11 protein-coding genes are annotated in these 11293 nt (G+C 45.7%); 4 read left to right on the forward strand and 7 right to left on the reverse strand.

The genetic code is table 11. The features are described 5' to 3' along the window. Positions 1 to 454 (forward strand): hypothetical protein (locus ACE1CM_RS42840; protein ID WP_374885445.1); only part of this gene is annotated, 454 nt, incomplete at its 5' end. A 149-nt stretch (positions 455 to 603) separates the two neighbouring features. Then, positions 604 to 1683, forward strand: a complete 1080-nt coding sequence (gene fba / locus ACE1CM_RS42845) for a class II fructose-bisphosphate aldolase (protein WP_374885446.1) — start codon at positions 604 to 606, stop codon at positions 1681 to 1683. 205 nt (positions 1684 to 1888) lie between these two features. Here the strand turns inward: fba and ACE1CM_RS42850 are convergent, their stop codons facing one another. The 6 genes from ACE1CM_RS42850 to ACE1CM_RS42875 all read right to left on the reverse strand — a co-directional run bounded on the left by ACE1CM_RS42850 (position 1889) and on the right by ACE1CM_RS42875 (position 6257). Beyond that, a complete protein-coding gene (locus ACE1CM_RS42850; protein WP_374885448.1) occupies positions 1889 to 2527 on the reverse strand; it encodes a Uma2 family endonuclease in 639 nt (212 codons plus the stop codon). Positions 2528 to 2554: 27 nt separating this feature from the next. Further along, positions 2555 to 3742 carry an IS200/IS605 family element RNA-guided endonuclease TnpB gene (gene tnpB, locus ACE1CM_RS42855; RefSeq protein WP_374885459.1) on the reverse strand — a complete coding sequence of 396 codons (1188 nt, stop codon included), beginning with the start codon at positions 3740 to 3742 and terminating at the stop codon, positions 2555 to 2557. A 110-nt stretch (positions 3743 to 3852) separates the two neighbouring features. Continuing rightward, entirely contained in the window at positions 3853 to 4419 is a 567-nt protein-coding gene (locus ACE1CM_RS42860) for a hypothetical protein (protein WP_374885449.1), read from the reverse strand. 183 nt (positions 4420 to 4602) lie between these two features. After that, positions 4603 to 5415: a carbon-nitrogen hydrolase family protein gene (locus tag ACE1CM_RS42865; protein WP_374885451.1), complete on the reverse strand. Its 813-nt coding sequence runs from the start codon at positions 5413 to 5415 to the stop codon at positions 4603 to 4605. Between the two features lie 211 nt (positions 5416 to 5626). After that, on the reverse strand, positions 5627 to 5977 hold the full coding sequence (locus ACE1CM_RS42870; protein WP_374885453.1) for a DUF86 domain-containing protein: 351 nt from the start codon (positions 5975 to 5977) through the stop codon (positions 5627 to 5629). After that, positions 5967 to 6257 (reverse strand): nucleotidyltransferase family protein, encoded by a 291-nt coding sequence (locus ACE1CM_RS42875; RefSeq protein WP_374885454.1) that lies wholly within the window; start codon positions 6255 to 6257, stop codon positions 5967 to 5969. Before ACE1CM_RS42875 ends, ACE1CM_RS42870 begins: the two co-directional genes overlap by 11 nt. Before the next feature lie 520 nt (positions 6258 to 6777). Here ACE1CM_RS42875 and ACE1CM_RS42880 point away from each other — a divergent pair. Further along, on the forward strand, positions 6778 to 7644 hold the full coding sequence (locus ACE1CM_RS42880; RefSeq protein ID WP_374885455.1) for a substrate-binding domain-containing protein: 867 nt from the start codon (positions 6778 to 6780) through the stop codon (positions 7642 to 7644). Between the two features lie 20 nt (positions 7645 to 7664). Beyond that, complete coding sequence (locus ACE1CM_RS42885) at positions 7665 to 9755, forward strand: ATP-binding protein (protein ID WP_374885456.1); 2091 nt, start codon at positions 7665 to 7667, stop codon at positions 9753 to 9755. Positions 9756 to 9995: 240 nt separating this feature from the next. Here the strand turns inward: ACE1CM_RS42885 and ACE1CM_RS42890 are convergent. Then, a partial coding sequence (locus ACE1CM_RS42890; RefSeq protein ID WP_374885457.1) for an alpha/beta fold hydrolase occupies positions 9996 to 11293 on the reverse strand: 1298 nt, incomplete at its 5' end.

The following is an 11293-nucleotide window of genomic DNA, read 5'->3' on the forward strand; positions in this document are numbered from 1 at the left end:
CGGAGAAAGAATTCAGGCGGGGATTGAAACCCCGTCTGAATTCAGGCGACTGAAATCTTCGATTTCAGTCGGGGTCTTAGACCCTTGGGACTGCCGTCCCCGCGTCGCCGCTCTCCCTTGTCACCGCGTCTTCTTCGATAAAGGCGAAAATGAGCCAGCCATAGTTGGGTTTCGTACCTCAACCCAACCTACTCTCGTTGACATGCTCCCTATTCATCCATCCAAGTCTACCCGATCAAGTACATCCAAAGGTATCTCTAACGCCTCTGCAAGTTGCTCATCTCCTACATATCTAATGTACGTTCAGCACTACGCAGCCCAATGCGCTCTGGCGCTGTTAGACTTCGCCGTCGTCGCACCTCACGTGCGATCGCAACCACAACCATCTCGTCAAAAGACTCCCTCCCCTCTCCCAACTGCTTTGCCTGCTAATGCTCTCTGGGATTGGTCATAAATAAAGCTTATATATCCTACGGGTAAACCTGATACGTAAATTAATGGTTATTTTTGCTTATGGTTCGATAATTTATCTTAAGATTGTCGTAAGATTTGATCACCGCCCAAAAAAACTAGCTGACAAAAAGTCTTCAGGAGGATCGTTATATGGCGCTTGTACCCATGCGGCTGCTGCTGGATCACGCGGCTGAGAACGGATATGGCATCCCAGCATACAACGTCAACAACATGGAGCAGATCCAATCGATCATGAAGGCTGCCCATGAGACAGATAGCCCCGTGATTCTGCAAGCTTCTCGTGGCGCTCGCTCCTATGCAGGAGAAAATTTCCTCCGCCACCTGATCTTGGCTGCTGTGGAAACCTACCCCCACATCCCCATCGTGATGCACCAAGATCACGGCAACGAACCCGCTACCTGCTATACGGCGCTGAAGAATAACTTCACCAGCGTCATGATGGACGGCTCGTTAGAAGCCGATGCCAAGACTCCAGCCAGCTACGAGTACAACGTCCGCGTCACCAGCGAAGTGGTAAAAGTTGCCCACGCCATCGGTGCTAGCGTAGAAGGCGAACTCGGTTGCTTGGGTTCTCTGGAAACCGGCATGGGTGAAGCAGAAGATGGACACGGCTTTGAAGGCGCGCTGTCTCACGACCAACTGCTGACCGACCCCGACCAAGCTGTTGACTTCGTTGAACAAACTCAAGTAGATGCTCTGGCTGTAGCAATTGGCACCAGCCACGGCGCTTACAAGTTTACCCGCAAACCCACCGGGGAAATCCTGGCTATCAGCCGGATTCAAGAAATTCACGACCGTCTGCCCAACACCCACTTGGTAATGCACGGTTCCTCCTCCGTACCCGAAGATTTGATTGCTTTAATCAACGAGTACGGCGGTACAATTCCTGAAACCTACGGCGTGCCAGTAGAAGAAATTCAAAAAGGCATCAAGAGTGGCGTTCGTAAGGTGAATATCGACACCGACAACCGTCTGGCTATCACCGCTGCGGTACGGGAAGCGCTGGCTAAAAATCCCAAGGAATTTGACCCCCGTCACTTCCTCAAGCCTTCGATCAAATACATGCAGAAGGTTTGTGGCGATCGCTATCAGCAATTTGGCACCGCTGGCAATGCTAGCAAAATCAAGCAGATTTCTCTGGAAGATTATGCTGTTAAGTATGCCAAAGGCGAATTAGCTCAGCAAGTTAAGAAAGCTGTTGGTGTTTAATTCGCAATCAATTAGCCAGTTTTTCTGGCTGGTATAGTTTTAAAATGGGTGGCTTTCTGGCTACCCATTTTTTATTCTTTCCTAATTATTTTGCAATTTCTGCAAAGTTTATGGGAATTAAAGGTGAGATTAAGCATATTTCTACATCAACACTTGAGTTGCTCAAAGAAGAGCCTCTTCTCATCCGTGCTTTTTTTGATTGGTATTAACTCTCGCTTGCCAATTTTCGCCGCAATTCCCTAATGGCAGCACTCGTATTCCGTTCATAGGCAATTTGCAAACATTCCCGCACCATTTCCTCAACATTTATATCCGGGAAATAGCGGCTGTGAGTCACAACTGCGTAACCTTCGCCTTGGAATTGGTAAAATATCAGTTGGTTCCGTTTAAATAACCAAACTTCTGGCACTCGATAGGGTAGATAGTCATTGACGTCAGTGTAACTGGTTACGTCGATTTCGATTGCTAAATCGGGGGGTGGGTCAATAACCCAATTGATACGGTTTTTCCCGGAAATTGCTGCCCAATTATCGATATAAAAACAGTAGTCTGGTTCGATACCGCTTTCCTCTGGCAGTTCCATCGTAATGGGAGTAAATGCGGTATATTCGCGTTCCAGAAAATCGAGCAATTCTTTAACAACATAGGCAATGATATCTGCTTGTCGTCCGTGTTGGGGGAGGGGTGACATTAACAAAATTTCTCCAGGGCGATACTTGATGCGGGGGATCTGGCGATCGCCCAGTTGTTGGACTAACATTTGATAGTCTTGCCAACTACCAGGTAATCGCAGTACCGCACCTGGAGGTAAGTAAATTTTTTCGGGTGTGATGACAGCAAACATTTTGGTTTTGACACTCTCACCGCCAAGCTACGCTGTGGCGGGAGATTCTTCCTTCACAGAATGATGCCTTACAAAGGCAGTGCCTTTGCTTGGTCTTACTCGTTCTCCAGAAGCTACCGAGGTATGCCCTACCTCTAACATTCGTAAACCTTCATCTCGGATATTTTGAGCAGCGTTAATGTCCCTGTCGTGCAGAGTGCCACATTTGGGACATTGCCAACTTCTAACATCTAAAGGTAGTTCGCCAATTTGATGTAAACAGTGATTGCAAGTTTTAGAACTAGGGAAAAACCTGTCAACTTCTATGTAGATTTTCCCATCCCACTCTGCTTTGTATTTCAACATGGTGCAGAACTGTCCCCAACCTAAATCAGCTATTGACTTAGCTAATTTATGGTTGCGTACCATGTTTTTCACTGCCAGATTCTCTACCGCTATGATTTGGTTTTCATCAACTAATTTACGGCTTAGTTTGTGGAGAAAATCTTCCCTACATCTAGTGATTTTCTGATGGACTTTGGCTACTCTTTTTCTGGCTTTATTGCGGTTACTTGAACCTTTCTGTTTCTTGGCTAATCTCCTTTGGTACTTAGCTAATCTCTTCTCATGTTTACGGTAATGTTTGGGATTACCATGTTTAGTCCCATCTGAAGTGATGGCAAAATGAGTAATTCCCAAGTCAATGCCGATTGCTTTTCCATCCTTAGTTGGTTCCGGCTTGTCTTTCCCATCATCGAACAAACAACTAGCATAGAATTCACCACTAGGAGTCATTGAAACTGTAACAGATTTAAACTCACCTTCTGGAATTCTGGATACTTTGCAGTAAACTTTTCCTAGTTTAGGGAGTGTTAAATAGTCACCACTTAGCTTCATCCCTTGAGGGAATCTAATTGACTGTCTTCGATGCTTCTTCTTGAAATTAGGATACCCGGATCTTTTTTCAAAGAAGTTAAGAAAAGCACTCGACAAGTCTAATGCTACTTGCTGCAAAACTTGGGAAGGTGGTTCTGTCAACCATTCATATTCTTTCTTGAGTTGTGGGAGCAGTTTGATTATCTCATTTCTACTCAATCCCTTCCCAGTCTTTTTGTAAGTTTCAGCTGTCAGGTTAAGGCTGTAATTATAGAACCAACGGCAACAACCAAAAGACTTAACCAGTAAGTCTCTTTGCTTGGTTGTTGGGTAGATTCTGTATTTAAACGCCTTAAACATTACATTCCAAAAGCTCAACTTTCTATATCTTAGCATACATTCAATGGAATGGTAAGGATTCGCTGCGCTCAATCTGAAGAACATTGGTCGCAATTCATCTCACCGTTAAGCTACGCTGTAACGGGAGTCTTCTTGCTCCATTGAGATAAAGCAACGGCATGGGGGACAGGACGAGGGACGAAATCCCTCACCAATAGTTTACCTTGGTAAGTTAGGGAAGTGCTAGCGCCGGAGTCAACCATGACTGCTTCTCGGTAGCCAGCTTTTGAGAGTACTACTGCCAAGGAAACTGAATCAACTCGTTCTTGAGATATACCGATCTTTGGTTGTCCGCTGCGATCAATTCCCCAAAAGGCGCGATGACGTTTGGCATCAAAACGTTTTAGAGATAGGGGAACCGTGTCTGCTATTTTATCAGCTACTAAAGCGATGAATTTAGCATCTTTTTGCTTGAATTTAAAAGTTGGCTCAGGCGGATGGGAAAGAGGTTTTTTGTCAGTAATAATTTGGGGATTTTGAGCAGAATTGTGAGATTGAATCCAAGCTAAATATAGAAAAAATCCAATTGTTAGACTGGGGGCGATCGCTAAAGCCAAATCATGATTGCGAGTCAGTCTAACTTTGGCATTGAACAGCAGTTTGCGGTGCAGCGACATCAGATGTGTTCCCGATAACATACCCGACTGAATCGAGAACTTTATTTGTCCTCGATTCTGGTGACGAGTACACCTTATGGTTCAGTCTTTAAGGGGAAGCTAAGCCAGCTTTAAGGATCGTATTAAGGAAAGGCTAAGGCCGCTTTAACTGATGTCGCTGGTATGGTTTGGTTGCTACCTGCTGTAATTATTGATACGAGTGGTTTAGAAGAAGACGCGGTGTTGCAGGGATGGCATTTGACGGCGGACTTGTTCTAGGCGAGTGGGGTTAATTTCTGCGATCGCTACCCCAGGTTTATCCCCTGCATCGGCTAAAATCACCCCCCAAGGATCGATAATCATCGCGTGTCCGTGGGATTGGCGCGTGGCGTAATGACGCCCTGTTTGAGCGGGTGCGATGACGTAGCAGGTGTTTTCAATCGCTCTTGCTTGTAGCAAAATTTGCCAGTGGTCTTTGCCTGTATAAGCGGTGAAGGCAGCGGGAACAAATAATACTTCGGCTCCCATTTGGGATAGGTAGCGGTAAAGTTCGGGGAAGCGGACATCGTAGCAGACGGAGAGTCCCAAGTTACCGAGTTCTTTGCAGGGACAAACTTGGGGCAGGTGAGTCCCCGCCATCACCGTGCTAGATTCTCGATAGGTGTTACCGTCGGGTAAGTTGACGTCGAATAGGTGAACTTTTTGGTAGCGGGCGAGTTCGATACCGCTGGGGTCGATGAGTAGGGCGGTGTTATAAACTTTACCCTCGTCGCAGAGAACTGGGAAGCCGCCGCCTAAGATGGTGACTTGGAAGCGTTGCGCCATCGTTTTGAGGAATTTTTCGCTATGGAGGGCGATCGCTTCTGCTTGGGCTATCTTCTCTTGTTCTTCGCCCAGAAAGGAAAAGTTTTCGGGTAAGCTTACTAATTCCGCACCTTGACGCACGGCTAATTCTATCAGTTCTTCTGCCTGCACTAGGTTTTTTTCTAGGTCAGGAACGCTGGTCATTTGGATCGCGGCGGCTCGGTAAGACTTCATGGGTAAGATCGTCGAGAGAACAAAATACTGCCCGGTGTTGATGCGAGTGAGGAACGCTTTTTGGCAGTATAGAGTATTTTATGATATTGAACCGCATTCGCGTTCGCGCAGCATTGCGGATGCGCAAGAGCGATAGGGCATAGATGGGATAGACGCTTTCAGAGGCTTTGGTGCAGGTTAGGGCGCGAAGGAAAGAGGGGGGATGCATTCGCTATCCGTCACCAAATTCTGTTTGTAGGATGCGTTGCACTTGTTCTAGCAGGGGTGGCACTTTATTTTGTACGATATCCCACAGTGTTTCGTTTTCCAGGCTAAAGTAAGCGTGAGCTAAGATGTCGCGTAAGCCAACTATTTTACGCCATTCAACTTCTGTGTAGCGATCTCGAATTTGACTGGGGATGTTTTTGACAGCTTCGCCAATTATTTGTAAGTTGCGTACCACTGCATCAAAGGTACGTTCATCGGCGATGAATTCCTCAAAACTCATGCCTTGGGTGTAGCGGATTACTTTAGCACCACTGGTGAGGATGTCTTCTAAGTAAACGCGAAGACTAAGCGACAAGGATCGCCTCCTGTTCTACATTTTGGCGAATTTGGGGTTTGAGCATTTTATGCCCTACTAAGTCTACTCGCGTTTCCAGTTGGTCTTCGAGGTAAAATTTTAAGTCCATATAGCGGTCAAAAGTAACTGTTCCCTCGAATTCGACTAATATATCTACGTCGCTGTCTGGTTTGGCTTCATCTCGCGCTACTGAGCCAAAGATAGCAAGGGATTTGACTCCATAGTTTTTGATTGCTTCTTGGTGTTTGGTGAGAATGGCTATTACTTGATCTCGCTGCATAATCTGCCTGCTTTCGACATCTTTTTTCCGAGAAACCGGGAAGCAAGCGCCTAAGTCCTCAGGACTTACGCACGACGATCTTATCACCAAAGTTTCTGACTACGAACCCGAGTGCGTCAGCGAGGCATATCTCTAGTTCTCTTGCGAGATTTTTCGGAGAAACTTTGGTGATTTGGCTCTGACAAACCGGGTTTCTACGTAGATCTCTTTCTCTTGCGATATTTTTTAGAGAAACTTTGGTGGTTTGCGTTTGCAGTTGACCGATGGCTTTTCCCGACCGATGTACTTAATTGGTTGGGTAATTGGCTATCCGCTGGCGTTTGGTTTTTTGGGTTCTCGCTAAAAGAAATTGAGTTCAGTATCGCCGATGCCATTTGGTCGGGAATTGGCGTCATCGCTAGGTCGATTTTGGGGGCTACGATCTTTACATAAAATATTGGATTTATCAAGATGTTTTGCATTTTATTGATGACCATTGGGCTGGTGGGTTTAAATAGGGTAAAGCAGTAACATCCTAGATATGAAAGCTATTTTTGTCGCTAGTGTAGGAATTTTAATCCTGGGGCTGTCTAGTTGCACCCCGGTTAGCCCGATCGATGTGAACCAGACAAGTCAAATTGCCAGCCAGACGGATGCCCAACCCCAACAAATAGTTAAAATTGCGCCTTCAAGTTCAACGGTAACTGTTTTGAAAGTATTGGCAGAGGCGTATCAAGCCAAAAATAAAACCGTCAAGTTTGAGTTTGTATCCCTCAGTCAATCTAGGGGAACGATCGCCGCGCTGGAGAATGATATTGTTGATATTGCGGGCATATCTCATCAGCTTAAACGTGAAGAAGATAACGGTAAAATCCAATATCGCGAACTGGCAAAAGACCTGCTAATCATTGCGACCCACAGCAGCGTGCAAGGAGTAACTAACCTAACGACAAAAGATTTGAGGGCAATTTACAGAGGTGATATTGCCAATTGGAAAGAGTTGGGCGGTCCGGATGCAACGATCTTGGTGTTGGATAGACCAGAAGATGAATCTGCCAAAAAGTTGCTGCGACAATACTATTTGAGTCAGGACAAAACCACATCCAAAGCTATTATTTTAAACAAAGAAGGCGAACTAATTCAGACTTTACAAGATACTCCCTATTCAATAGGTGCATTTTCTCTAGCCTATGCCTCAATCAACAAACTTCCGGTCAACCGCCTGAGCTTGAATGGAGTAGCACCTACAGCTCTTAACTTCATCAAGGGTGAGTATCCGATGGTGCGTCAGATGGGTCTAGTCTGGGATAAAGTTCCTTCAGCCGCTACCCAGAGATTTATTGACTTCATTTTTAGTCCCGAAGGTGTCAAAGTGCTACAAAATAATGGCTTTGTGCCTGTTAGTTAAATCAAATCGAGGCTAAAGATGTGGGAATAATCAGTAGATTTTGGACTCGTTTAAGTCTCAGCCAGAAGATTGTTCTGCCTTTTTTGGCAGTATGCCTGGGTGGGTTTATGTTGGGGTTATTGGTGGTGGGATACTGGTTTACCGAGGGTTGGCAGCAGAATCTCCGCCGGGAAGTTGAGATTTTTGCCGAACGAGTCCATCAAGATTTTCAGTATGAGCAGCAAACCCTCGAAGGTCAGATCAAGCTGATTGCAAATCTGGATGAACTTGAGCAAGCTGTCAAAGGTGGAGACAGGGTGGCGCTGTTGCAAATTCTACTGCCGCTCAAAGCGTCATTGGGATTTGATTGGATTAAGGTGGTTGACACCCAAGGAAACATCCTGGTGGATGCGCGGAAAGATTTGCTCAATCAAGCTAGGTTGATAGATACAGCAATTAGCAACAGTGCCAGTGCGGGACTTGGTTTAATCGATTTGGTGGGTGTGGAGATGGGGAATAAGCAACAGGTTCTCCTGGTCACCAGCTATCCGATTAAAACCGAACGACTTCTGGGGGGATTGATTGTAGGTCGATTAGTCAACGATACCCTGCTGCAAAAAATTGCCGCGGGGTCTTCCAAACAATTGTTAGTCCTGATAGGAAATCAGGCAATCGCTTCCACTTTCTTACCAGAGGTTAATCGTTTTACTTGGCAACCTCCCCGCCCTGAAACACCTACGTTACGAATGGTGCTGGGTCAGCAGGAGTATCTCGCCAAAAGTTTTGCGATCGCCGGTTCGAGTCTATCTTTCTCAACAGTTGTATTGTCTGGGATCGCCTCGTTAGAAACTGCCAAGTATATGCTTTGGCTAAGGTTGGGATTGTTGTTTTTGCTGGGAGGCACAATTGTCACAATTGTGGGGATTTTAATTGCCCGCGCCATCGCTCGTCCCGTCCGCAAGTTTATCCGCATGACTGAGGAAATCGCTAATGGCAATTCAACGATTCGAGTCCCGGTAAACAGCAGGGATGAGGTGGGACAATTGGGGCGGGCGTTGAATCAAATGGCGGAGCAATTGGCAGAACGCGGTGTCCTCAATCAACAAGTCCAGGAACTGCAACAAACCCTGCACGATCTGCAAAAGAACCAAGCAAAACTGATTCAAACTGAAAAAATGGCAGCCTTGGGTCAACTGATAGCAGGAATTGCCCACGAAATCAATACGCCATTGGGGGCAATTCAAGCCTCGATTGGCAATATCAACAGTTATCTGGAGCAATCCTTAACAGAATTACCGCCCCTGTTGCAGTCCCTTTCTAGCGATCGCTTGACCAACTTTTTCACCCTGCTCGATTGGGCAAAACAACCAAAAGAAATGCTCTCTTCGCGGGAAGAACGACAATTGAAACGCAGTCTCAAACAAACCCTTTCAGAACAAGGGATCCAAAGCGCGGATGCCCTAGCAGATACTCTGAGCAAAATGGGGATTAATCATACCCTAGACCCGCTCCTGCCCTTGCTGCAAGACCCCGATGCCCATGGGATTTTAGAAACTGCCTATCACCTATCTGCTATTCAAAACAACAGCCAGAATATTCGGTTGGCAGTAGAACGAGCTGCCAGAATTGTCTATGCCCTCAAGACCTACGTGCGTCAGGATGTTTCAAATGTGCCAGTTAGTGCTTCTGTGGCAGCCGGAATTGATACCGTATTGACCCTGTATCAAAATCATATTAAACGCGGGATTGAGGTGATAAAAAACTATGGGACAGTTAAAGAAATTCTTTGTTATCCAGAGGGGTTATTTCAAGTCTGGTCGAATTTGATCGGCAATGCAATTCAGGCAATGAACTACCAGGGACAACTAGCGATCGACCTCCTGGAAAAAGACGGACATATTATGGTGGAAATTGCCGATTCTGGTTGTGGCATTCCCCCTGAGATTAAGAAGCAAATTTTTGAGCCATTCTTCACCACTAAACCAGAGGGAGAAGGTAGTGGATTGGGACTGAGCATTGTCAGTAAAATAGTTGACAAGCACAGGGGCAAAATTGAAGTGGAAAGCCAGCCTGGTAATACGGTATTTCGGGTTTGGTTGCCGCTCAATTTAGGCGAATTGGAGGAGAGATGATCTCACCTGCACCCAGAATATACACTTTTTAGGACTGCTAATAGCTAATGGCTAATAGCTCAGGACTTACCCACGACCTTGCCATCACCTTTGTTTCGACCTAGAGATCTAGTTGACAAACCAACGATTTTTCGGAGAAACTTTGGTGTTTGCGTAATTCCTGTAGCTCGAGCGTGGCTAATGGTAGAATCGTAAAATATTCCCACTAGCAATTAGCAATTAGCAATTAGCAATTAGCCATTAGCCATTAGCATTTTGCAACGACAAATGGAGGAGTGCTTTTTCGAGGCAAGCTTTCAGTTTTGTGGCTAAAACGTGAACGTGAGAGCTAGCCATCATCGTCAGGTGATCTCCTGGGACAGTATGAAGTTCGACTTCTCCTCTGGAAAACTGGTTCCAACCCCATAGTGGATCGCTCTCGTTCTCATAGAGAATTCTATAAATTTCCTCACTATCAACAATCTCCTTGGGAACTTTCTCACTAGCTCGGAAGAGAGTAATCCGGGTTGGATGAACTTCCTGTGGTACATAATGAGTTTGTTGATTTATTTTACTCACTCGAATCAGACCACGAAGCTGCTTAGTTCCCACTCCGGGAGGAAAGATATTGGCTATCTGAAACCGCTCACTGACGTATTTCAATTGCTCCTCTGGACTGAGAAGTTGGAGAACTTCGTAGGATATACCAATATCCTTTCCAAACATACGTTCAAATATACTAGCAGTCCTAGTCAACATCCTGGCTCCATCCCAATTGATATCTGCCAGATTGGCAGTATTTACATCCGGCGCACGCATATCTAGAATGGCAAGCAAAGCCACTTCATCCCCTTGCTTTTGCAACTGCTGTGCTGTTTCAAAAGCGACTGTACCACCGAAGGAATGTCCGCCTAGCAAATACGGACCTTGAGGTTGAACAGACTTGATCGCTTCAATGTAGTGAGCAGCCATATCCTCGACTCGTTTTAGAGGTTCTGATTCTCCATCAAGACCAACTGCTTGCAGAGCATAGAAGGGTTGGTCTAAACCCAGGTGAACTGCTAAATGATAAAAGTACAGAACATTGCCACCCCCCCCAGCGATGCAAAAGAAAGGTAGTTTACAACCCGAAGTCTGAATTGGTACTAAAGAAGACCAAGAAATAGAATCAGGTTGCTCGCGGAGAATCGTTGCCATTTTTTCAATCGTCTGACCTTGAAGTAAAGTTGCCAGAGGTAAATTTCTTTGAAACTGCTGCTCAATCTGGGTCATCAAGCGAATGGCGAAAAGAGAATTACCACCGAGGTCAAAAAAGTTGTCTTGAACCCCTACTGAGCGAACATTAAGAGTATCTGACCAAATTCTGCTCAGTTTAAGTTCTACAAGATCGCGAGGCGGAACAAAATTCTTTTGCAATTGCTGTGAAAATTGCAGGGAATCAGGAAGAGGAAGAGCCTGACGGTCAACTTTACCATTAGCCGACAAAGGAAAAGACACAAGTTTGACAAATTCCACCGGCAGCATATACTCAGGCAAACGCAATCGTAAATGCTGGCGCA

The organism is Microseira sp. BLCC-F43 (assembly GCF_041929235.1).
In the GTDB taxonomy this organism is placed as follows: Bacteria; Cyanobacteriota; Cyanobacteriia; order Cyanobacteriales; family Aerosakkonemataceae; genus Microseira.

Excerpts from the sequence above, each read along its gene's own strand:
- ACE1CM_RS42875 (WP_374885454.1), bottom strand. The coding sequence starts at position 6,257 with ATGCAGCGAGATCAAGTAATAGCCATTCTCACCAAACACCAAGAAGCA.
- ACE1CM_RS42850 (WP_374885448.1), bottom strand. The coding sequence starts at position 2,527 with ATGTTTGCTGTCATCACACCCGAAAAAATTTACTTACCTCCAGGTGCG.
- tnpB (WP_374885459.1), bottom strand. The coding sequence starts at position 3,742 with ATGTTTAAGGCGTTTAAATACAGAATCTACCCAACAACCAAGCAAAGA.
- ACE1CM_RS42880 (WP_374885455.1), top strand. The coding sequence starts at position 6,778 with ATGAAAGCTATTTTTGTCGCTAGTGTAGGAATTTTAATCCTGGGGCTG.
- ACE1CM_RS42860 (WP_374885449.1), bottom strand. The coding sequence starts at position 4,419 with ATGTTATCGGGAACACATCTGATGTCGCTGCACCGCAAACTGCTGTTC.
- fba (WP_374885446.1), top strand. The coding sequence starts at position 604 with ATGGCGCTTGTACCCATGCGGCTGCTGCTGGATCACGCGGCTGAGAAC.
- ACE1CM_RS42865 (WP_374885451.1), bottom strand. The coding sequence starts at position 5,415 with ATGAAGTCTTACCGAGCCGCCGCGATCCAAATGACCAGCGTTCCTGAC.